Annotated in this window: 19 protein-coding genes; 1 reads left to right on the top strand and 18 read right to left on the bottom strand. The window is 55.5% G+C overall.

Translation table 11 applies throughout. The features are described 5' to 3' along the window. Positions 1–214: 214 nt before the first annotated feature. The 15 genes from rpsQ to rpsL all read right to left on the bottom strand — a co-directional run bounded on the left by rpsQ (position 215) and on the right by rpsL (position 10,259). Complete coding sequence (gene rpsQ / locus CPter91_RS02275) at positions 215–487, bottom strand: 30S ribosomal protein S17 (protein WP_014004402.1); 273 nt, start codon at positions 485–487, stop codon at positions 215–217. Then, positions 487–678, bottom strand: a complete 192-nt coding sequence (gene rpmC / locus CPter91_RS02270) for a 50S ribosomal protein L29 (protein WP_014004401.1) — start codon at positions 676–678, stop codon at positions 487–489. The genes rpsQ and rpmC overlap by 1 nt, the downstream gene beginning before the upstream one ends. A gap of 12 nt (positions 679–690) precedes the next feature. Further along, the gene (gene rplP, locus CPter91_RS02265; protein ID WP_061936379.1) at positions 691–1,110 is read right to left on the bottom strand and encodes a 50S ribosomal protein L16; all 420 of its coding nucleotides are present in this window, start codon (positions 1,108–1,110) and stop codon (positions 691–693) included. 2 nt (positions 1,111–1,112) lie between these two features. Continuing rightward, the gene (gene rpsC / locus CPter91_RS02260; RefSeq protein WP_061936377.1) at positions 1,113–1,946 is read right to left on the bottom strand and encodes a 30S ribosomal protein S3; all 834 of its coding nucleotides are present in this window, start codon (positions 1,944–1,946) and stop codon (positions 1,113–1,115) included. Between the two features lie 9 nt (positions 1,947–1,955). Then, positions 1,956–2,288, bottom strand: a complete 333-nt coding sequence (gene rplV, locus CPter91_RS02255) for a 50S ribosomal protein L22 (protein ID WP_172656933.1) — start codon at positions 2,286–2,288, stop codon at positions 1,956–1,958. 6 nt (positions 2,289–2,294) lie between these two features. Beyond that, the gene (rpsS, locus tag CPter91_RS02250) at positions 2,295–2,570 is read right to left on the bottom strand and encodes a 30S ribosomal protein S19 (protein ID WP_014004397.1); all 276 of its coding nucleotides are present in this window, start codon (positions 2,568–2,570) and stop codon (positions 2,295–2,297) included. A gap of 10 nt (positions 2,571–2,580) precedes the next feature. Then, positions 2,581–3,408: a 50S ribosomal protein L2 gene (rplB, locus tag CPter91_RS02245; protein ID WP_038484661.1), complete on the bottom strand. Its 828-nt coding sequence runs from the start codon at positions 3,406–3,408 to the stop codon at positions 2,581–2,583. After that, on the bottom strand, positions 3,408–3,722 hold the full coding sequence (gene rplW, locus CPter91_RS02240) for a 50S ribosomal protein L23 (protein ID WP_061936375.1): 315 nt from the start codon (positions 3,720–3,722) through the stop codon (positions 3,408–3,410). The genes rplB and rplW overlap by 1 nt, the downstream gene beginning before the upstream one ends. Next, on the bottom strand, positions 3,719–4,339 hold the full coding sequence (gene rplD / locus CPter91_RS02235; protein WP_061936371.1) for a 50S ribosomal protein L4: 621 nt from the start codon (positions 4,337–4,339) through the stop codon (positions 3,719–3,721). The genes rplW and rplD overlap by 4 nt, the downstream gene beginning before the upstream one ends. A 3-nt stretch (positions 4,340–4,342) precedes the next feature. Next, the gene (rplC, locus tag CPter91_RS02230; protein ID WP_061538668.1) at positions 4,343–4,999 is read right to left on the bottom strand and encodes a 50S ribosomal protein L3; all 657 of its coding nucleotides are present in this window, start codon (positions 4,997–4,999) and stop codon (positions 4,343–4,345) included. Between the two features lie 280 nt (positions 5,000–5,279). Further along, entirely contained in the window at positions 5,280–5,597 is a 318-nt protein-coding gene (gene rpsJ / locus CPter91_RS02225; RefSeq protein ID WP_038484649.1) for a 30S ribosomal protein S10, read from the bottom strand. Between the two features lie 141 nt (positions 5,598–5,738). Further along, positions 5,739–6,935: an elongation factor Tu gene (gene tuf, locus CPter91_RS02220; protein WP_061936342.1), complete on the bottom strand. Its 1,197-nt coding sequence runs from the start codon at positions 6,933–6,935 to the stop codon at positions 5,739–5,741. A gap of 94 nt (positions 6,936–7,029) precedes the next feature. Further along, positions 7,030–9,135 carry an elongation factor G gene (fusA, locus tag CPter91_RS02215; protein WP_061936368.1) on the bottom strand — a complete coding sequence of 702 codons (2,106 nt, stop codon included), beginning with the start codon at positions 9,133–9,135 and terminating at the stop codon, positions 7,030–7,032. Positions 9,136–9,259: 124 nt separating this feature from the next. Further along, complete coding sequence (rpsG, locus tag CPter91_RS02210; protein WP_061936365.1) at positions 9,260–9,730, bottom strand: 30S ribosomal protein S7; 471 nt, start codon at positions 9,728–9,730, stop codon at positions 9,260–9,262. A gap of 145 nt (positions 9,731–9,875) precedes the next feature. Beyond that, positions 9,876–10,259 (bottom strand): 30S ribosomal protein S12, encoded by a 384-nt coding sequence (gene rpsL, locus CPter91_RS02205; RefSeq protein WP_014004389.1) that lies wholly within the window; start codon positions 10,257–10,259, stop codon positions 9,876–9,878. Between the two features lie 410 nt (positions 10,260–10,669). On the opposite strand from rpsL, the gene CPter91_RS02200 reads away from it, so the two are divergent. Beyond that, positions 10,670–12,457: a phosphoethanolamine transferase gene (locus tag CPter91_RS02200; protein WP_335340113.1), complete on the top strand. Its 1,788-nt coding sequence runs from the start codon at positions 10,670–10,672 to the stop codon at positions 12,455–12,457. A 26-nt stretch (positions 12,458–12,483) separates the two neighbouring features. On the opposite strand, the gene CPter91_RS02195 is transcribed toward CPter91_RS02200, so the two are convergent. The 3 genes from CPter91_RS02195 to rpoB all read right to left on the bottom strand — a co-directional run bounded on the left by CPter91_RS02195 (position 12,484) and on the right by rpoB (position 21,845). Next, entirely contained in the window at positions 12,484–13,311 is an 828-nt protein-coding gene (locus tag CPter91_RS02195) for a glycosyltransferase family 9 protein (RefSeq protein WP_061936361.1), read from the bottom strand. Between the two features lie 84 nt (positions 13,312–13,395). Then, positions 13,396–17,634 (bottom strand): DNA-directed RNA polymerase subunit beta', encoded by a 4,239-nt coding sequence (gene rpoC / locus CPter91_RS02190; RefSeq protein ID WP_061936358.1) that lies wholly within the window; start codon positions 17,632–17,634, stop codon positions 13,396–13,398. Positions 17,635–17,738: 104 nt separating this feature from the next. Then, entirely contained in the window at positions 17,739–21,845 is a 4,107-nt protein-coding gene (gene rpoB, locus CPter91_RS02185; RefSeq protein ID WP_061936355.1) for a DNA-directed RNA polymerase subunit beta, read from the bottom strand. Positions 21,846–21,882 lie beyond the last annotated feature (37 nt).

Here is a 21,882-nt window from a genome sequence, read left to right as displayed (position 1 = left end):
ACTCGCTGCCGCACGATGCGGATTTACGGTCAGTCTTGGTCCTGTCAGGGCAACTCTGCTGAGCGCACTGCTTAGGTGGACGACTTCCAAAACTTCTTGCTAGAACAAAAATTTACTGCAGGGTGCTGCTATTTTTCTTGCCCGCTCTTGTTGGAAGCCAACAGGAGCGAAGCCAAGCATTATCACATCAAAATGCTTGGCTCGCAACCATTACTTACAGGACCTGTGCCACTTGTACCACACGTGTCACGCTCCAAGCTTTAGTCTTGGAGATTGGACGTCCTTCTTGGATCTCGACAACGTCGCCTTCCTTGGCCTGGTTGGTTTCGTCATGTGCATGGTACTTGTTAGTACGCACGATGATTTTGCCATACAGAGGATGCTTGACGTGGCGTTCGATCAGGACGGTAACAGTCTTGTCCATTTTATCGGACACTACTTTACCAACCAGCGTGCGCTTGAGCGCTTGTTTCACTTGATCGTTCATTACAGGGCGCCCTTCGAATTGATCACGGTCTTGACCCGTGCTATATCGCGACGAACTTTCTTCAATTGCGACGTATTGCTCAATTGCTGAGTTGCGATTTGCATGCGAAGGCTAAACTGCGCCTTCAGCAATTCGTTCAGCTCTTTGGTCAAGGCCGCTTGATCTTTGTCGCGGAGTTCAGATGCTTTCATGTTTAACTCCAATTATTGGCCAATTTGACGCACGACGAACGTGGTCAACAGTGGCAATTTAGCTGCAGCCAAACGGAATGCCTCGCGCGCCAGTGTTTCATCGACGCCATCCATCTCGTACAGCATTTTACCTGGCTGGATTTCAGCCACGTAGTACTCGGGATTACCTTTACCGTTACCCATACGGACTTCGGCAGGCTTTTGCGAAATTGGCTTATCCGGGAAAATGCGAATCCAGATACGACCACCCCGTTTGATATGACGGGTCATTGCGCGACGAGCTGCTTCAATCTGGCGCGCGGTGATACGACCGCGGCCAACCGCTTTCAAGCCAAATTCGCCGAACGACACAGCAGTGCCGCGCGAATGCGAAATGCCTTTGTTGCGGCCTTTTTGCTCTTTACGATATTTTCTGCGTGCTGGTTGCAGCATGATTATTCTCCTGCTTTCTCAGCCGGTGCAGCAACACCTTCAGCAGCGCCATCCGGCTTCTTGGCACGTGCAGGACGCGCACCAGGCGCACCGGCAGTTGCCGTAGTTTTAGGACGTGGACGGCTAGATGGCTTGCCATCATCGCGACGTGGGCCACGGCGTTTCTTGTCGTCGTCGTTAGGTACGTCGATTACCGGCGCATCGCCGTTAGCCAGACGATCACCCTTGTAGACCCAGACCTTGATGCCGATAATGCCGTACGTGGTTTCAGCTTCGCCGAAACCGTAGTCGATGTCAGCGCGCAGTGTGTGAAGTGGTACGCGACCTTCGCGGTACCATTCGGTACGTGCGATTTCGATACCGTTCAGACGACCGGACGACATGATCTTGATCCCTTGCGCGCCCAGACGCATTGCGTTCTGCATCGCACGTTTCATCGCGCGGCGGAACATGATGCGTTTTTCGAGCTGTTGCGCGATCGAGTCAGCGATCAGTTGTGCGTCGATTTCAGGCTTACGAATTTCTTCGATATTAACGTGAACCGGCACACCCATCAGCTTAGTCAGCGCGGACTTCAGAACTTCGATGTCCTCGCCTTTTTTACCAATAACAACACCAGGACGCGAGCTGTAAATCGTGATGCGCGCGTTCTTTGCAGGACGCTCGATAACAACGCGGCCGACCGATGCGTTCTTCAGTTTTTTCTTGAGGAAAGCGCGAACTTTCAGATCTTCGCCAAGCATTTGGGCAAAATTGCTATTGCCTGCATACCAGCGGGATCCCCAGTTACGTGTAACCGCAAGGCGAAAACCGGTTGGATGAATCTTCTGTCCCATCGTGACTCCTTAGTTTCCGACAGTCACGTAAATGTGACAGGATTGCTTCGAGATACGATCGCCACGGCCTTTAGCACGCGCTGTGAAGCGCTTGAGGACCGAACCTTTTTCCACGTAAATCGTCGTAACTTTCAGCTCGTCGATGTCGGCACCGTCATTGTGTTCTGCGTTCGCAATTGCGGACTCCAGAACACGCTTGATGATGGCTGCACCTTTCTTAGGGCTGAAAGTCAGGATGTTTAGCGCGTGATCAATTTTTTTGCCGCGAATCAGGTCGGCGACCAGACGGCCCTTTTGGGCCGACAGGCGCACGCCGCGGAGGGTAGCTTTAGTTTCCATCATCGGACCTTATTTCTTAGCCTTCTTATCAGCAGCATGACCCTTGAACGTACGGGTCAGCGCGAATTCGCCGAGCTTGTGACCAACCATGTTCTCGGACACATATACCGGGACGTGTTGCTTGCCGTTATGGACAGCAATCGTCAGACCGATAAAATCCGGCATGATGGTCGAGCGACGGGACCAAGTCTTGATTGGCTTTTTGTCTTTGACTGCTTGCGCAGTTTCAACTTTTTTCACCAGATGGGCGTCGCAGAACGGCCCTTTTTTCAATGAACGTGTCATGTGTTACCCCTTATTTCTTGCCACGGCGCGAGACGATCATGGAAGTAGTACGCTTGTTGCTGCGTGTCTTCTTACCCTTAGTCTGTTGACCCCATGGCGAAACTGGATGACGACCAGCTGCGGTCTTACCTTCACCACCACCGTGAGGATGGTCGACCGGGTTCATGACCACACCGCGAACGGTAGGACGAACACCACGCCAACGCATCGCACCCGCTTTACCGATCTTGCGCAGGCTGTGTTCGGCATTGCCGACTTCACCTACGGTAGCGCGGCATTCGATGTGCACGCGGCGAACTTCACCGGAGCGCAAACGAATTTGAGCGTAAGTACCTTCACGAGCCATCAGCACAACGCCGGCGCCGGCGGTACGGGCCATTTGGGCACCCTTACCTGGCAGCATTTCGACGCAATGCAGAATCGTGCCAACCGGAATGTTGCGGATTGGCAGGCAGTTGCCGGATTTGATCGGCGCTTCCGAGCCGCTCATTACCTGGTCGCCTACAGCCATGCCCTTAGTGGCGATGATGTAGTGACGCTCGCCGTCGGCGTAGCACAACAGGGCGATATTCGCGGTGCGGTTTGGATCGTATTCGATACGTTCCACTTTCGCAGGAATGCCATCCTTGGTGCGCTTGAAATCGATCAGGCGGTAATGTTGCTTATGACCACCGCCGATGTGGCGAGTGGTGATATGGCCGTTGTTGTTACGGCCGGCTGTTTTCGACTTCTTCTCAACCAGGGCAGCAAATGGACGGCCTTTGTACAGGTCGGGATTAACGACCTTGACCATGCCACGGCGGCCCGGCGAGGTTGGTTTAACTTTAACGAGTGCCATTATTTAGCCTCCTCGGTGAAGTTGATCTCTTGACCCGGCTTCAAGCATACGAATGCGCGGCGGGTGTGGTTGCGGCGACCCATGGTCTTGCCGCTACGCTTTTGCTTACCCTGGCGATTGGCAACTTGCACCGATTCAACCTGAACTTTGAAGAGCAGCTCGACAGCAGCCTTGACTTCCAGCTTGGTAGCGTCTGGTGCGATACGGAAAACGACTTGCTCGTTCTTCTCCGCAACCATCGTTGCCTTTTCGGAAATCACCGGCGCCAGCAACACTTTCATCAAGCGTTCTTCGCTATGTTTAATTGCGTTCATGCCAGCATCTCCTCAATCTTCGCCAAAGCCAGCTTGGTGATCAGGATCTTCCTGTAGAACACAAGCGATACTGGATCAGCGTGACGTGGTTCACATGCCAGGAAACCAGGCAGGTTACGCGACGCCAACAACAGGTTTTCTTCCAGGTTGTCGGTAATGACCAACACGGAATCCAGACCCATGGTCTTCAGCTTTTGTGACAGCAGCTTGGTCTTTGGCGCTTCGACCGAGAAATTCTCGACGACCGACAAACGACCTTCGCGTGCCAACTGCGACAGAATCGAGCAGAGACCTGCGCGATACATCTTCTTGTTTACTTTGTGGCTGAAGTTCTCATCAGGCGAGTTCGGGAAAATCCGACCACCGCCGCGCCACAGTGGCGAGGACGACATACCAGCACGAGCGCGGCCAGTACCCTTTTGGCGCCATGGCTTTTTCGTCGTGTGATGAACTTCTTCACGGTCTTTTTGCTTACGGTTACCGCTGCGAGCGTTAGCCTGGTAAGCAACCACGACCTGGTGAATCAGAGCTTCGTTGTAGTCGCGGCCGAAAATGGTATCCGGAGCAGCAACGTTCGAAGCAGCTTGACCTTGGTCATTCAGGAGCTTGAGTTCCATGAATTAGGCTCCCTTCTTAGCTTTGATTTTGATCGCAGGGCTGACCACGACTTGGCCGTTCTTAGCACCTGGAACCGCGCCCTTGACCAGCAGCAGTTGGCGCTCAGCGTCAACACGTGCGATTTCGAGGTTTTGCGTAGTTACAGTAACGTCACCCATGTGACCGGTCATGCGCTTACCAGGGAAAACACGACCTGGATCCTGCGCCATACCGATGGAACCTGGAACATTGTGCGAACGGGAGTTACCGTGGCTGGCACGACCGGATGCAAAGTTGTGACGCTTGATGGTACCAGCGTAACCTTTACCGATCGAGACACCTTGAACGTCAACCTTTTGACCGACTTCGAACAGGCTGGCGGCGATAACTTCGCCGGCCTTCAGTTCAGAAGCCTTGGCTGAATCAATGCGGAATTCTCTGAGGATGGTACCAGCCTCGACGCCAGCTTTGGCGTAGTGACCAGCGGCGGCTTTAGTCACGCGTGAAGCGCGACGCGAACCGAATGCAACTTGAACAGCGGTATAACCGTCTGTTTCAGGCGTTTTGATTTGGGTCACGCGGTTGTTCGACACGTCCAACACGGTTACTGGGATCGAATCCCCATCTTCCGTGAAGATGCGCATCATACCAACCTTGCGACCAACAAGGCCTAAGCTCATTGTTTTTCTCCATTCCCGCCTACGATTGGGCGGGGCTGATGTTTGTACAACTAAAATAAGCACGACTGCAAAGACGAAATCCGTCGGCAATCGCACCGAAGCCGATCAGTATAACCGCGTAAATTTTTATTTGCAAGACCATCTTTGTCGTGGTATGTCAAAGATTCGGCGGTTAAGGCTGATTTACAACACCTGCAAATAATTGCGGGACAGGGTCATTTGCCACGTTGCCGTGACGCCTGAACCCTGTCCCGCAATGGTGTTTCTTATTGCAAATTTATTACTGCAGCTTGATTTCCACGTCCACGCCAGCTGGCAGGTCCAGCTTCATCAACGCATCGACAGTCTTGTCGGTTGGGTCAACGATGTCCATCAGGCGCTGATGAGTACGGATTTCGAACTGGTCGCGCGAAGTCTTGTTGACGTGCGGCGAACGCAATACGTCAAAACGCTGGATACGTGTCGGCAGTGGTACTGGACCCTTGACAACGGCGCCGGTGCGCTTGGCTGTATCAACGATTTCCTGTGCGGACTGGTCGATCAGTTTGTAGTCGAACGCCTTCAGGCGGATGCGGATTTTTTGGTTAGGAGCTGACATGATTTTCCTTAAAAGAACGAACCGTGGATGACAACCACCCAGGGCATATAAAACTAATCAGTTGGGGACAGAGTAATTCGCCGCGCTTCGGCGGCTCTTAAACACTCGCCGTGCGCCTCTGTCCCGCAACAATATGACTTATTACGCGTCAGGCAGGATCTTGGCAACAACGCCTGCACCAACAGTACGGCCACCTTCGCGGATCGCGAAACGCAGACCTTCTTCCATCGCGATCGGGTTGATCAGCATCACTGTGATCGACACGTTATCGCCTGGCATGACCATTTCTTTGTCTTTCGGCAACTCGATCGAACCAGTCACGTCCGTTGTACGGAAGTAGAACTGTGGACGATAGTTGTTGAAGAATGGTGTATGACGGCCGCCTTCGTCTTTCGACAGAACATAGATCTCGCCAGTGAAATGCTTGTGTGGCTTGATCGAGTTCGGCTTGGCCAATACTTGGCCCCGCTCTACGTCTTCACGCTTGGTACCGCGCAGCAACACACCAACGTTGTCGCCTGCTTGACCTTGGTCCAGCAGCTTGCGGAACATTTCAACGCCAGTACATGTTGTATCTTGTGTATCACGGATACCAACGATCTGCAGGGCTTCGCCAACCTTGACGATACCGCGCTCAACACGACCGGTCACAACTGTACCGCGGCCGGAGATCGAGAACACGTCTTCCACTGGCAGCAGGAAGGCGCCGTCAACAGCACGTTCCGGTGTCGGGATGTAAGTGTCCAGCGCTTCTGCCAGAGCCATGATGGCTTGCTCGCCCAATGGGCCAGTGTCGCCTTCCAGAGCCAGCTTCGCCGAACCCTTGATGATTGGCAGGTCGTCGCCTGGGAATTCGTACTTGGTCAACAGCTCGCGCACTTCCATTTCGACCAGCTCGAGCAACTCTTCGTCGTCGACCATGTCAGCCTTGTTCAGGAACACGATGATGTATGGCACGCCAACTTGACGCGACAGCAGGATGTGTTCGCGTGTCTGTGGCATCGGGCCGTCAGCTGCCGAGCAAACCAGGATCGCACCGTCCATCTGTGCAGCACCAGTGATCATGTTTTTCACATAGTCAGCATGGCCTGGGCAGTCAACGTGCGCGTAGTGGCGGTTGGCAGTTTCGTATTCAACGTGCGCTGTGTTGATCGTGATGCCGCGCGCTTTTTCTTCTGGCGCTGCGTCAATCTGATCGTACGCTTTGGCTTCGCCGCCAAATTTCTTCGACAATACTGTCGCAATCGCTGCTGTCAGCGTGGTCTTGCCGTGGTCGACGTGGCCAATAGTGCCGACGTTGACGTGCGGCTTGGTCCGCTCGAATTTACCTTTTGCCATTTTATTCTTCCTTCAAAAAGAACGATGTCGTTAAACAATGAGTGAAACATTTCAACCCTTGCCCGCTCGTGGCGGACAAAGGTTGCTTACTTTATTACTTCGCTTTAGAAGTTACGATTGCATCGATAACGTTCTTAGGCGCTTCAGCGTAGTGCTTGAATTCCATCGAGTAAGTTGCACGGCCTTGAGTAGCCGAACGCAACGAAGTCGAGTAACCGAACATTTCCGACAGAGGCACTTCGGCCTTGATGATCTTGCCGCCACCGCCAGCAATTTCGTCCATGCCTTGCACCATGCCGCGACGCGACGACAGATCGCCCATCACGGTACCGGCGTAGTCTTCTGGAGTTTCGACTTCAACCGCCATCATTGGCTCCAGAATAACCGGGCTGGCTTTACGGCAGCCATCCTTGAACGCCATCGAAGCGGCCATGCGGAACGCATTTTCGTTCGAGTCAACGTCATGGTAGGAACCGAAGAACAGGGTTACCTTGACGTCTACCACTGGGTAGCCGGCCAGGACACCGGTGTTCAATGTTTCACGGACACCCTTTTCAACTGCAGGGATGTATTCGCGTGGAACGGTGCCGCCCTTGATCGCGTCAACGAACTCAAAGCCCTTGCCTGGTTCTTGCGGTTCGATCTTCAGAACCACGTGACCGTATTGACCACGACCACCCGATTGCTTGACGAACTTGCCTTCGATTTCTTCGCAAGTCTTGCGGATCGTTTCACGATACGCAACCTGTGGCTTACCGACGGTCGCTTCAACGTTGAATTCACGCTTCATGCGGTCGACGATAATGTCCAGATGCAGCTCGCCCATACCGGCGATGATGGTCTGGCCCGATTCTTCATCAGTGCGGACACGGAACGAAGGATCTTCTGCCGCCAGGCGATTCAGAGCCAAGCCCATTTTTTCCTGGTCTTGCTTGGTCTTAGGCTCAACCGCTTGCGAAATCACCGGCTCAGGGAACACCATGCGCTCCAGGATGATGAAGGCATTGGTGTCGCACAATGTGTCGCCGGTAGTCGTATCTTTCATCCCGATCAGCGCTGCAATGTCGCCGGCCAGAATTTCCTTGATTTCTTCGCGCTGGTTGGCGTGCATCTGCACGATACGGCCGATACGCTCTTTCTTGCCCTTGATCGAGTTCAACACGGTGTCGCCCGAATTCAAAGTACCCGAGTAGCAACGCATGAAGCAGATCTGGCCAACGAACGGATCGGTAGCGATCTTGAACGCCAGACCGGAGAACTTTTCGCCGTCTTCCGCTTTACGCGAGATAGGCGCATCATCTTCGTCCAGGCCCGGAACCGGCGGCACGTCCAGCGGCGAAGGCAGGTAGTCGACCACGCCGTCCAGCATGGCTTGCACGCCCTTGTTCTTGAACGCAGTACCGCACATCATCGGCACGATTTCGCTGGCCAGGGTACGTTGACGGATCGCTGCCTTGATTTCGTCTTCGCTCAGATCACCCTCTTCCAGGTACTTGTTCATCAGCTCTTCCGATGCTTCGGCAGCCACTTCGACCATGTTCTCACGCCACTTGGCGGCTTCAGCAGCCAGCTCAGCAGGGATTTCACGGTAGTCGAAAGTCATGCCTTGGGTATCGTCGTGCCAGTAGATCGCCTTCATCTTGACCAGGTCGATCACGCCTTCGAACTTGTCTTCAGCGCCGATAGGTACTTGCATTGGAACCGGGTTCGCCTTCAGACGAGCACGCATCTGGTCGAAAACCTTGAAGAAGTTCGCGCCGGTACGGTCCATCTTGTTGACGAACGCCAGACGTGGAACCTTGTACTTGTTAGCTTGACGCCACACTGTTTCCGACTGTGGCTGCACGCCGCCGACCGCACAGTAAACCATGCAGGCGCCGTCCAGAACACGCATCGAGCGCTCGACTTCAATCGTGAAGTCAACGTGGCCCGGTGTGTCGATGATGTTGATGTGGTGAGGCTGGAAGTTACCCGCCATGCCCTTCCAGAAACAGGTGGTCGCAGCGGAAGTGATCGTGATGCCACGCTCTTGTTCCTGCTCCATCCAGTCCATGGTGGCCGCGCCATCATGCACTTCACCGATTTTGTGATTCACACCGGTATAAAACAGAACGCGTTCTGTAGTCGTGGTTTTACCTGCATCGATGTGAGCGGAGATACCGATATTACGATAGCGCTCAATGGGGGTCTTGCGAGCCATGATTTAATCCTAAGTCTTTTAATGCACGAAACCGAGCGCCATTTTTAATAAAAATATGCGCTCGGCTCGAACAAATTTCAGATGCGGACAGCAGCTCGATTCAGGGAGCCGGCTGCCCAGTCTATTAGAAGCGGAAGTGCGAGAACGCCTTGTTCGCTTCTGCCATACGGTGAACTTCGTCACGCTTTTTCATTGCGCCGCCGCGGCCTTCTGCGGCTTCCAGCAATTCGCCACCCAGACGTTGCGGCATCGATTTTTCGCTGCGCTTGTTAGCTGCTTCACGCAACCAACGCATCGACAAAGCCATACGACGGACAGGACGGACTTCAACTGGCACCTGGTAGTTTGCACCACCAACGCGACGCGACTTAACTTCGACCAATGGTTTGGCGTTGCTGATAGCAAGGGCAAACACTTCCAGCGGATCTTTGCCGGATTTGGTCTGGATGTGCTCGAAGGCACCGTAAATGATGTTTTCTGCGACCGATTTCTTACCGGACAACATCAGGACGTTGACGAACTTCGCAACATCAACATTACCGAATTTCGGATCCGGCAGAATCTCCCGCTTGGGAACTTCACGACGACGTGGCATTTCGATTCCTTTCAATCTTCAGTTGAGCGACAGATCTTTTGTATCTGCACACTCGCGGACGGCCATCATAGCCCCCCACTTACTCGGCCCATTGGGGACCGACACTTATTCGTTCGGCTTGCGCCTGACGAAAACTATTAAACTATTATTTCTTTGCAGCCTTAGCACGCTTTGCACCGTACTTCGAACGTGCTTGCTTACGATCCTTGACGCCTTGGGTATCCAGTGCACCGCGAACCATGTGGTAACGCACACCCGGCAAGTCTTTTACACGGCCGCCGCGCAACAGCACGACACTATGTTCTTGCAGGTTATGGCCTTCACCGCCGATGTACGAAATGACTTCGAAACCGTTGGTCAGGCGAACTTTGGCAACTTTACGCAGAGCCGAGTTAGGCTTCTTTGGAGTTGTCGTATAAACGCGGGTGCAAACGCCGCGTTTTTGCGGGCTGTTTTCCAGCGCTGGTGATTTGCTCTTTACGACCGCAGAAACGCGCGGCTGGCGAATCAATTGATTGATGGTTGGCATCGTTATATATCCAACAAAATTACGACGTTAATAACAACAATCCCGAAATCGGTTGTCCGGGATTGGACAGATACTTGCACAGGGATTCTTGCGAATCGCACAACACCTGCGCACAATTCGATTCAGCAGTAGAGGGGAACGCGCTATAAGAAAGCGGAAGCAGACCAAAGAACGTTCGGCCCATAGAGCCTACAATCGAGAACCCGCGAGTATATCCCTATGATGCCTGGCAGTCAACCGCGGTCTGTGATGACCGCCTCGTAAACACAACACCTCGCGCGCCGGCAGCCGCAATCCATAGTGTTGCCATATCAACCACTCTGCCAAAGGAATGCCTGCGTATATCTCTGATGAGGCGATTACCGGCGCCAGCTTTACGGGATAATGGGATTCGACTATCCTCCCCCACCATGATGCCAGCCCTGCTCCGCCGCAATAATCTGTTTGTGCTGGTTACCTATCTGGCGCTGTCCCTGGTGCCCTTCGCCTCGCTGCTGTTCGGCCAGGGCATTGAGCATCCGCTGCGCATCATCGTGACCGAAGCGGCCCTGTGGCTGGTGATCTGGTCGATTTTCAAGCGCCCGGCCTGGTTCCACTGGCTGCTGATCCCGGCCTTCCTGGCGCTGCCGACCGAGCTGTATTTACGCAAATTCTACGGCCAGGGTATCTCCACCCACCATCTCGGCATCATCGCTGAAACCAGTCCCGGCGAAGCGATGGAGTTTCTGGGCGACAAGATCTGGTGGCTGGCGCTGATCCTTGTGGTGGTCGTGCTGTGGTGGGCGCTCAGCTGGTTCGCCGCCAGCCGCACCCGCGACCTGGATCTGGAAGGGCCTTCGCGCTGGTTCGGTTGGTTAGTGCTTGCTGTCGGCTTATGCGTCTGGCTATATGGACAGGAAGTCGGCATACAGGCGCCGGCCGGTAGCGCCAAGGACAACGTGGCAGGCAGCTCGGGGGTACATTTCGGCAAGCTGCCGACCTGGGCGGCAACGCCGCTAGGGGCGGAACCGGTCAGCCGCACCTGGCCTTTCGGGCTGGCGGTGCGCGGCTATGACTTCTGGAAAGAACGGGAATACCTGGACGACCTCGAGCACAAGAACAGCCAGTTCCGCTTCGGCGCCCACCAGGCCAGCCATCAGAACACCCGGCAAATCGTGGTCATGGTGATCGGCGAGTCGTCTCGCTACGATCGCTGGAGCCTGAACGGTTATCAACGCGACACCAATCCCCTGCTCGGCAAAGAAAGCAACCTGGTCAGTTTTTCAGACGTCATCACTTCGGTCTCGGCGACACGCCTGTCGGTGCCGGTGATGGTCTCGCGCAAGCCTGCGACCGAGAGTCTGAAGGCCGGTTTTGCCGAAAAGTCGTTCATCACTGGCTACAAGGAAGCCGGCTTCAAGACCTACTGGATCTCGAACCAGATGTCTTACGGCAAGTTCGACACACCGGTGTCGGTCTTCGCCAACGAAGCCGATGTAGTCCAGTTCCTGAACCTGGGCGGCTTTACCGATACTTCGAACCTGGACGCGGTCTTGCTGCCGCAGCTGCAAAGAGCCATGGCCGACCCGGCGCCGAAGAAACTGATCGTGCTGCACACCCTAGGCAACCACTGGAACTATAGCCACCGCTATCCCAAGGAATTCGACAAATGGCAGCCTTCCCTGTTCGGCATCGAGCATCCGGCCTACACCAACCTGGCCAACAAGCCGGCGTTGAACAATAGCTACGACAGCTCGATCCGCTATGTCGACTGGTTCCTGGCCCAGGTCATCGACCAGTTGCGCGACTCAAAGCAATTGAGCGCAATGATGTATTTTTCGGATCACGGCCAGACGCTGTACGACGGCAGCTGCAAGATCGCCTTCCACGGCCACAACACCCAGTTCGAATTCCATATCCCGGCGCTGATGTGGTATTCCGACCTCTATCAGAAAACCTATCCCGACAAGGTCGAGCAGCTGCTGCGCCACAAGCGCGCCCGCATGACTACCGAAAACGTCTTCCATTCCCTGCTCGACCTGGCCGACATCCGCTATCCGGACGAGCATCTTGAGATGAGCTTCCTGAGCAGCAAGCTGCGACCGCACAAGCGCTACGTCGACAGCTACGGCTGGACCGACTACGACAACTCCACCTTCAAGGGCGACTGCCGGGAAGTGATCGACAACGGCAAGCCGATGCGCCAGCAGCGTGACTGAGCCTGCAGCCGGGCCTCGTGCGCCGGCTATATCTTGCGATGGGAAAAGGTCAGGCCGACATCGGTATCGAGCTTATTGAAAAACATGTTCGACGGATCAAGCCAGGAAAACAGCCAGTTGCGTACGTCTCCCGGACGGAACTGACGCAACGTCTCCTGCGGCAGCTCCATCATCACGATCCTCTTCTCCAGCCGCGGATAGCAATTAGCGATATGCATCGGGCCTGAGTTGACGCCGATGAATTTGGCGGCGGAGGCAATCTCGCCGGCCAGTTGCCAATAATCATGCTGCCCGCGCATGTCGATGCTGTGGCCGCCCAAAGGCTTGTCGGCAGGTGAACCGACCTGTATCAACTCATAATCTCGGTAATTTTCAAGGATAGATCCCAGCACCGCGTCCGACATCACGCGCACCTCGTCTTCTCCCGACGCGTGCCTGATCGCCGGCTCGCCATCGCGGGTCCGGTCGGAGCCGCTGGTATGCACCACAACCTTATGCGGGATGGTTTTCTTGTCTTCGTGCAGATACAGGCGGGGATGGCGCAATACCGGATCGCTGACGCCAAAATTCACGCACATGTATTCGCTCTGCGATCCAGCCGTCATGTTTTTCATGCTGTCGAAATAGTGCTGCGCCTGCTGCGTGGCACGGCAATCCGGAATCAGGCTGATTTCAGGATATTCGGCAGCTTGCGCCTCGTCCATGAAGACCACGTAGGGATTATGCTGAAACGCCCATATCTGCGGCTGCGTGATGATGCACTTGCGGCCGCTGGCGCGAAATACATTCTCCGGAATAGCGGTCGTGGCGATCTGGTCGCCGATATGAAAGAAGTTGAATCTGAGCTTGTACATGGCAGTCCCAAAAAACCAGGCGAAAAAAAAGGCAGCGGATGAATATCATCCGCTGCCATTCTATTGGCTAATCCGGTAAGAGGATTAAGCTTCGCCGCTTTCCTGCGCGCCCAGTTCTTCAGCAGCGCGTGCTTCTGCAGCTGCCAGACGTGCTGCCTGCTCGGATTGCAACAGTGCTGTGCGCTCTTCCGCTTCCCAGCTGTCTTTTTCCTTGCGTGCACGGTGGAACGCGAGACCGGTGCCAGCTGGAATCAGGCGGCCGACGATGACGTTTTCCTTCAAACCGCGCAGCGTGTCTTTCTTGCCCATGATGGCGGCTTCGGTCAACACGCGGGTAGTTTCCTGGAACGATGCAGCCGAGATGAACGAATCGGTCGACAACGATGCCTTGGTAATACCCAGCAACACGTTTTCGTAAGTTGCAGGGATCTTGCCCGCTGCAATCACGCGGTCGTTTTCGTCCAGCAGTTCCGAACGCTCGACCTGCTCGCCAGTGATGTAAGAAGCATCGCCGGCATCAACGATCTGAACGCGGCGCAACATCTGGCGCACGATCACTTCGATGTGCTTGTCGTTGATCTTCACGCCTTGCAAGCGATACACGTCCTGAACTTCGTCGACGATGTAGCGTGCCAGCGCTTCGATACCCAACAGGCGCAGGATGTCTTGCGGATCGGCTGGGCCGTCGACAATCATTTCACCCTTGTTCACGACTTGGCCGTCATGTACCAGCACTTGCTTGTCCTTGGTAATCAGGAACTCGTGCTTGTTGCCGTCCATGTCTGTGATTTCCAGACGTTGCTTACCCTTGGTTTCCTTACCGAAGGCCACAGTACCTGTGACTTCAGCCAGCATACCGGCATCCTTCGGCGAACGTGCTTCGAACAACTCGGCAACGCGCGGCAGACCCCCGGTAATATCGCGTGTCTTTTGCGATTCAGTCGGGATACGCGCCAGCACTTCACCAACGTGCACTTGCTGACCGTCTTTCACGGTAATCAGCGCGCCCACCTGGAAACCGATCGTCACAGCGTGTTCGGTACCGGCGATCTTGACTTCTTCGCCTTGCTCGTTCAACAGCTTGACCTGTGGACGCACAGTCTTGGTAACCGACCCGCGACGCTTCGCATCGATAACCACCAATGTCGACAGACCGGTCACTTCATCGATCTGACGGGCAACGGTCGAACCTTCTTCGACGTTCTCGAAACGGACCGTACCGGTGTACTCGGTAATGATCGGACGGGTCAGCGGATCCCATGTCGCCAGTGCTGTACCGGCCTTGATGGTCAAGCCATCCTTGACGATCAGAGTCGCACCGTAAGGTACTTTATGACGTTCGCGCTCACGGCCGTGGTCGTCGGTGATCAGGACTTCGCCGGAACGGGAAATCACGATCAGTTCGCCCTTGCCGTTAGTCACGTAACGCATGGTCGCCGTGAAGCGGACCGTACCGTTGGACTTGGCTTCCACACTGGATGCCACTGCCGAACGCGATGCCGCACCACCGATGTGGAAAGTACGCATGGTCAGCTGGGTACCCGGCTCACCGATCGACTGCGCAGCAACCACACCGACTGCTTCACCGTTGTTGACCAGCGTGCCGCGGCCCAGGTCGCGACCGTAACATTGCGCGCACAGGCCGTAGCGTGTGTCGCAAGTCAGCGGTGTGCGGACCTTGACTTCATCGATGCCGAGGCGTTCGATTTCTTCCACTGCATCTTCGTCCAGCAAGGTGCCGGCTTCGTACAGCGTGCCCTGGGTTTCCGGATTGACGATATCGTTGGCAGCAACACGGCCGAGGATACGGTCGCGCAGCGCTTCGATCACTTCACCGCCTTCAACCATCGCCTTCATCGAGGCGCCGTTGGAAGTGCCGCAATCATCTTCGATCACGACCAGATCCTGCGTCACATCGACCAGACGACGCGTCAGGTAACCCGAGTTCGCTGTCTTCAGCGCCGTATCGGCCAGACCTTTACGTGCACCGTGGGTCGAAATAAAGTACTGCAAAACGTTCAGACCTTCGCGGAAGTTCGCGGTGATCGGCGTTTCGATAATCGAACCATCCGGTTTCGCCATCAGGCCACGCATACCGGCCAGCTGACGGATCTGTGCTGCGGAACCGCGCGCACCGGAGTCGGCCATCATGTAAATCGCGTTGAACGATTCCTGAGTGCCCTTGGTGCCGTCGCGGCGAACCACGTCTTCTACCTTTAGCTGTTCCATCATGGCCTTGCCGACGTCGTCGCCGGCCTTGCCCCAGATGTCCACAACCTTGTTGTAGCGTTCGCCTGCAGTCACCAGACCGGACGAGTACTGCTGTTCGATCTGCTTCACTTCTTGTTCTGCAGTCGCGATGATGGTGGCCTTTTGTGGCGGTACCAGCATGTCGTCCACGCAGATCGAGATACCGGCACGGGTCGCCAGGCGGAAACCGGACTGCATCAGCTGGTCAGCAAACACCACCGTCGCGCGCAGGCCGCACTTACGGAACGATGTGTTGATCAGCTTCGAGATTTCCTTCTTCTTCAGCGCGCGGTTCAGCACGGTGAATGGCAGGCCCTTAGGCAGGATTTCCGACAGGATCGCACGGCCGACAGTCGTTTCGTAACGCTTGATGGTCTTGACGAATTCACCTGTGACGGCATCCTTCGGATACTCGGTGATACGCACGGTAACGCGGGTCGTCAGCTCGACTTCCTTGTTGTCGTAAGCACGGATGGCTTCCGACACGTCAGGGAACATCATGCCTTCGCCCTTGCCGTTGATTTGCTCACGGGTGGCGTAGTACAGACCCAGCACGATATCCTGCGACGGCACGATCGACGGTTCGCCGTTCGATGGGAACAGGATGTTGTTGGAAGCCAGCATCAACGTGCGCGCTTCCATCTGTGCTTCGATCGACAGTGGTACGTGGACCGCCATTTGGTCACCGTCAAAGTCGGCGTTGAATGCGGCGCAGACCAGCGGGTGCAATTGGATAGCCTTGCCTTCGATCAGGACCGGCTCAAATGCCTGGATACCCAGACGGTGCAATGTAGGCGCACGGTTCAACATGACCGGATGTTCGCGGATCACGTCTTCCAGGATGTCCCACACCACGGAAGTCTGGTTTTCAACTTCCTTCTTGGCTGCCTTGATGGTGCTGGCAATGCCCATCACTTCCAGCTTGTGGAAAATGAATGGCTTGAACAGTTCCAATGCCATCAGTTTCGGCAAGCCGCACTGATGCAGTTTCAGCTGTGGACCCACCACGATCACTGAACGGCCGGAATAGTCGACGCGCTTACCCAGCAAGTTCTGACGGAAACGGCCGCCCTTACCCTTGATCATTTCTGCCAGGGATTTCAGCGGACGCTTGTTGGCGCCAGTCATTGCCTTGCCGCGACGGCCGTTGTCCAGCAGCGAGTCAACCGCTTCCTGCAGCATCCGCTTTTCGTTGCGGGTGATGATTTCCGGAGCGCGCAATTCCATCAGGCGCTTCAGACGGTTGTTACGGTTGATGACGCGGCGATACAGGTCGTTCAGGTCGGAGGTAGCGAAACGGCCGCCATCCAGCGGCACCAGCGGACGCAACTCAGGCGGCAGCACTGGCAACACTTCCATGATCATCCAGTCCGGCTTGATGCCCGAACGCTGGAACGCTTCCAGCACCTTCAGGCGCTTGGCGTATTTCTTGATCTTGGCTTCGGACTTCGACTCTTTCAATTCCTGACGCAGGGTTTCCGCATCGCGGTCGATATCGATCGCGCGCAGCAACTCACGGATGCCTTCGGCGCCCATGAATGCGGTGAAATCGTCGCCGTATTCTTCGTACTTGGCGGCGTAGTCGTCTTCCGACATGATCTGGCAACGCTTCAGCGGCGTCATGCCTGGATCGGTGATGACGTAGGCTTCAAAATACAAGACGCGTTCGATATCCCGCAGGGTCATGTCGAGGACCATGCCCAGACGCGACGGCAGCGATTTCAGGAACCAGATGTGCGCAGTCGGCGAGGCCAGCTCGATATGGCCCATGCGCTCACGGCGCACCTTGGCCAGCGTGACTTCAACGCCGCACTTTTCGCAGATGACACCGCGGTGCTTCAGACGCTTGTACTTGCCGCAGAGGCATTCGTAGTCTTTGATCGGGCCAAAAATCTTGGCGCAGAACAGACCGTCGCGCTCTGGCTTGAAGGTACGGTAGTTGATGGTTTCAGGCTTTTTTACTTCGCCATAAGACCACGAACGAATTTTTTCAGGCGACGCCAGACCGATCTTGATCGAGTCGAACGTTTCGTTTTGCTGAACTTGCTTGAATAAATCGAGCAGTGCTTTCATGTATCACTCCAGTTGGCGTGAAGAAACTAAGATTCTTTACTATTGCTGCGTAGGGCGGGCAACGCTGCCCACCCTACTGCTCTGTACTGCACCAGTCCGACGGATTACTCGCGGTCGAGGTCCATGTCGATACCCAGCGAGCGGATTTCTTTCAACAGCACGTTGAAGGATTCCGGCATGCCTGCATCGATCACATGGTCACCCTTGACCAGGTTTTCATACACCTTGGTACGACCGTTCACGTCATCCGACTTCACTGTCAGCATTTCCTGCAGCACGTACGACGCACCGTAAGCTTCCAATGCCCAAACTTCCATCTCACCGAAACGCTGACCACCGAACTGCGCTTTACCGCCCAATGGCTGCTGAGTAACCAGCGAGTAAGGACCGGTAGAACGTGCATGCATCTTGTCGTCGACCAGATGGTGCAGTTTCAGGTAATGCATGTAGCCGACGGTGACGTTGCGCTCGAAAGCTTCGCCGGTACGGCCGTCATACATCGTGACCTGGTTCTTCGAAGGCGTCATGCCGAGTTGCTTGGCGATGGCGTCCGGATAAGCCAGATCCAGCATGCGACGGATTTCATCTTCATGCGCACCGTCAAACACCGGTGTCGCGAACGGCACACCCAGCTTCAGGTTGTCTGCCAGATGCAAGATTTCTTCGTCGCTCAGGCTGTCCAGATCTTCTGTCTTGCCCGATTCGTTATAGATCGTGTTCAAGAACTTGCGCAGTTCGGCAATCTTGGTTTGCGCCTTCAGCATTTCGCCGATACGCAGACCCAGACCCTTGGCGGCCCAGCCCAGATGGACTTCCAGAACCTGACCGATGTTCATACGCGATGGCACGCCCAGCGGGTTCAGCACGATGTCTGCTGGTGTACCGTCAGCCATGTGCGGCATGTCTTCGATCGGCAGGATGCGCGAAACCACACCCTTGTTACCGTGACGGCCGGCCATCTTGTCGCCAGGTTGCAGGCGGCGTTTGACAGCCAGGTAAACCTTGACCATCTTTTGCACGCCAGGCTGCAGCTCATCGCCCTGGGTCAGCTTCTTGCGCTTTTCTTCAAACGCCAGGTCGAACTGGTGACGCTTCTCGGCGATCGATTCCTTGATCGCTTCCAGCGCTACCGCTGCATCGTCATCCGCCGGGCGGATATCGAACCAGTGGTATTTGTCCAGGTCTGCCAGGTATTCCTTGGTCAGCTTGCTGCCCTTGGCCAGTTTCTTAGGACCACCGTTGACGACTTTGCCGATCAACATGCGTTCCAGACGTTCGAAGGCATCGCCTTCAACGATACGCAACTGGTCGTTCAGGTCCAGGCGATAGCGCTGCAGTTCATCGTCGATGATCTGCTGTGCGCGCTTGTCGCGCTGGATGCCTTCGCGGGTAAATACCTGGACGTCGATCACGGTGCCGACCATGCCAGAAGGCACGCGCAGCGATGTATCTTTAACGTCCGAAGCTTTTTCACCGAAGATCGCGCGCAGCAGCTTTTCTTCTGGCGTCAGCTGGGTTTCGCCCTTAGGCGTCACCTTACCGACCAGCGTATCGCCGGCTTCGACTTCCGCACCGATGTAGACGATGCCGGATTCATCCAGACGCGCCAGCTGGTTTTCGGCCAGGTTGGAGATGTCGCGGGTGATTTCTTCAGCGCCCAGCTTGGTGTCGCGTGCCACTACCGACAACTCTTCGATATGGATCGACGTGTAGCGATCGTCAGCCACGACTTTTTCGGAGATCAAAATCGAATCTTCGAAGTTGTAGCCGTTCCATGGCATAAACGCCACCAGCATGTTCTGACCCAGAGCCAGTTCGCCCAGATCGGTCGATGCGCCATCGGCGATCACGTCGTGCTTGGCGACGCGGTCGCCAACTTGCACGATTGGCCGCTGGTTGATGTTGGTGTTCTGGTTGGAACGCGTGTACTTGATCAGGTTGTAGATATCGACACCGACTTCGCCGGCTGTCGCTTCTTCGTCATTCACGCGAATAACCACACGACCCGCATCGACGTAGTCAACGATACCGCCACGCAGTGCCTGCACGGTAGTACCCGAGTCAACTGCCACGGTGCGTTCGATACCGGTACCGACCAAGGCCTTCTCTGGGCGCAGGCAAGGAACTGCCTGACGCTGCATGTTGGCACCCATCAACGCACGGTTCGCATCATCGTGCTCGAGGAACGGGATCAGCGAAGCAGCAACCGACACCACCTGGCCTGGCGCCACGTCCATGTACTGAACGCGTTCTGGCGATACCAGGATGGTTTCGCCGGCTTCACGCGCGGAAACCAGTTCATCCGACAACTTCAGGGACTTGTCGATGGTCGCATTCGCCTGGGCGATGATGTAGCGGCCTTCTTCAATTGCTGACAGATAGTCGATCTGGTCGGTAACCTTGCTGTCTTCAACTTTGCGATACGGGGTCTCGAGGAAACCGTATTCGTTCAGGCGAGCATACAGAGCCAGCGAGTTGATCAGACCAATGTTCGGGCCTTCCGGTGTTTCGATCGGGCAGACGCGGCCATAGTGGGTCGGATGCACGTCGCGCACTTCAAAGCCGGCGCGCTCACGGGTCAGACCGCCAGGTCCAAGTGCCGATACACGGCGCTTGTGCGTGATTTCCGACAGCGGATTGGTCTGGTCCATAAACTGCGACAACTGCGACGAACCGAAGAATTCACGGATCGCAGCCGAAATCGGCTTGGAATTGATCAGGTCATGCGGCATCAGGTTGTCCGCTTCGGCTTGGCCGAGGCGTTCCTTGACTGCACGCTCGACACGCACCAGGCCAGCGCGGAACTGGTTCTCAGCCAGTTCGCCGACACAACGCACGCGACGGTTACCCAGATGATCGATATCGTCCACTTCGCCGCGGCCGTTACGCAATTCCACCAGGATCTTGATCACAGCCAGCACGTCTTCGTTCGACAGCGTCATGGCGCCAGTCAGTTCATCGCGGCCAATGCGGCGGTTGAACTTCATGCGGCCGACAGCCGACAGATCGTAACGGTCAGCGTTGTAGAACAGACCGTTGAACAGCGCTTCCACCGAATCTTCGGTTGGAGGTTCGCCTGGACGCATCATGCGATAGATCGCGACGCGGGCAGCCATCTGGTCGTTGGTGTCATCGCTGCGCAGAGTCTGCGAGATGTAACTACCTTGGTCCAGATCGTTGGTGTACAGGGTCTGGATGTCGCTGATGTCAGCTTCACGCAGCTTGGCCAGCAATTCCTCGGTCAGCTCGTCGTTGGCGTTGGCTACTACTTCGCCGGTGTCGCCGTCAACGATATTGCGCGCCAGGACACGGCCCAGCAGGTAGTCTTCCGGTACCGAGATATGCTTGATGCCGGCGGCTTCGACGTCACGCACGTGCTTGGAATTGATACGCTTGTCTTTCGCGACCAGGACCTTGCCGGCCTTGTCGGTGATGTCGAAACGCGCCACTTCGCCACGCAGGCGTTCTGCCACGAATTCCATCTCCGCGCCTTCGTTACGCAACGCGAAGTTGTCGAATACGAAGAAGTTCGCCAGGATCTGCTCGACCGACATGCCGATCGCTTTCAGCAGGATCGTGACTGGCATCTTGCGGCGGCGGTCGACGCGGAAGAACAGGATGTCTTTCGGGTCGAACTCGAAGTCCAGCCATGAACCGCGGTAAGGAATGATACGGGCCGAGAACAGCAGTTTGCCGGACGAGTGCGTCTTGCCGCGGTCATGTTCAAAGAACACGCCTGGCGAGCGATGCAGCTGCGACACGATAACGCGCTCAGTGCCGTTGATGACGAATGAACCGGTAGTCGTCATGAGCGGCAATTCGCCCATGTAGACTTCCTGTTCTTTCATTTCCTTGACGACCGGCTTGGTCGGCGATTCCTTGTCCAGGATCACCAGACGCACCTTGGCGCGCAATGGCGACGCGAAGGTCAGGCCACGCTGTTGGCATTCCTTGACGTCGAACGGCGGATCGCCGAGCACGTACGACAGGAATTCGAGACGCGCAAAACCATTGTGCGAAACGATAGGGAAAATAGACGTGAAAGCCGATTGCAGGCCCTCATTCTTACGTTGAGACGGTACTTTGTCTTGTTGCAGGAAGCCAAGATACGACTCGAGCTGGGTCGCCAGCAGGAACGGAACGTGGTGAACGTTAGCGCGTTTCGCAAAAGATTTACGAATACGCTTCTTCTCAGTAAATGAGTAGTGCATTGAACACTCCGTGAGTGACAGGAAGGATAGAGAATTC

It is taken from the genome of Collimonas pratensis, from assembly GCF_001584185.1.
Classification (GTDB): domain Bacteria; phylum Pseudomonadota; class Gammaproteobacteria; order Burkholderiales; family Burkholderiaceae_D; genus Collimonas; species Collimonas pratensis.
The sequence above is the reverse complement of the archived record's forward strand: the minus strand, read 5'-3'. Positions and strand labels throughout refer to the sequence as shown.

Coding starts and splice junctions, on each gene's coding strand:
- rpoB (WP_061936355.1), bottom strand. CDS start 21,845: ATGCACTACTCATTTACTGAGAAGAAGCGTATTCGTAAATCTTTTGCG.
- rpoC (WP_061936358.1), bottom strand. CDS start 17,634: ATGAAAGCACTGCTCGATTTATTCAAGCAAGTTCAGCAAAACGAAACG.
- rpsJ (WP_038484649.1), bottom strand. CDS start 5,597: ATGTCAGCTCCTAACCAAAAAATCCGCATCCGCCTGAAGGCGTTCGAC.
- CPter91_RS02200 (WP_335340113.1), top strand. CDS start 10,670: ATGATGCCAGCCCTGCTCCGCCGCAATAATCTGTTTGTGCTGGTTACC.
- rpmC (WP_014004401.1), bottom strand. CDS start 678: ATGAAAGCATCTGAACTCCGCGACAAAGATCAAGCGGCCTTGACCAAA.
- rplD (WP_061936371.1), bottom strand. CDS start 4,339: ATGGAACTCAAGCTCCTGAATGACCAAGGTCAAGCTGCTTCGAACGTT.
- rplV (WP_172656933.1), bottom strand. CDS start 2,288: ATGATGGAAACTAAAGCTACCCTCCGCGGCGTGCGCCTGTCGGCCCAA.
- rplB (WP_038484661.1), bottom strand. CDS start 3,408: ATGGCACTCGTTAAAGTTAAACCAACCTCGCCGGGCCGCCGTGGCATG.
- rpsG (WP_061936365.1), bottom strand. CDS start 9,730: ATGCCACGTCGTCGTGAAGTTCCCAAGCGGGAGATTCTGCCGGATCCG.
- rpsS (WP_014004397.1), bottom strand. CDS start 2,570: ATGACACGTTCATTGAAAAAAGGGCCGTTCTGCGACGCCCATCTGGTG.
- tuf (WP_061936342.1), bottom strand. CDS start 6,935: ATGGCAAAAGGTAAATTCGAGCGGACCAAGCCGCACGTCAACGTCGGC.
- rplC (WP_061538668.1), bottom strand. CDS start 4,999: ATGAGCTTAGGCCTTGTTGGTCGCAAGGTTGGTATGATGCGCATCTTC.
- rpsQ (WP_014004402.1), bottom strand. CDS start 487: ATGAACGATCAAGTGAAACAAGCGCTCAAGCGCACGCTGGTTGGTAAA.
- rplP (WP_061936379.1), bottom strand. CDS start 1,110: ATGCTGCAACCAGCACGCAGAAAATATCGTAAAGAGCAAAAAGGCCGC.
- rplW (WP_061936375.1), bottom strand. CDS start 3,722: ATGAACGCAATTAAACATAGCGAAGAACGCTTGATGAAAGTGTTGCTG.
- rpsL (WP_014004389.1), bottom strand. CDS start 10,259: ATGCCAACCATCAATCAATTGATTCGCCAGCCGCGCGTTTCTGCGGTC.
- fusA (WP_061936368.1), bottom strand. CDS start 9,135: ATGGCTCGCAAGACCCCCATTGAGCGCTATCGTAATATCGGTATCTCC.
- rpsC (WP_061936377.1), bottom strand. CDS start 1,946: ATGGGACAGAAGATTCATCCAACCGGTTTTCGCCTTGCGGTTACACGT.
- CPter91_RS02195 (WP_061936361.1), bottom strand. CDS start 13,311: ATGTACAAGCTCAGATTCAACTTCTTTCATATCGGCGACCAGATCGCC.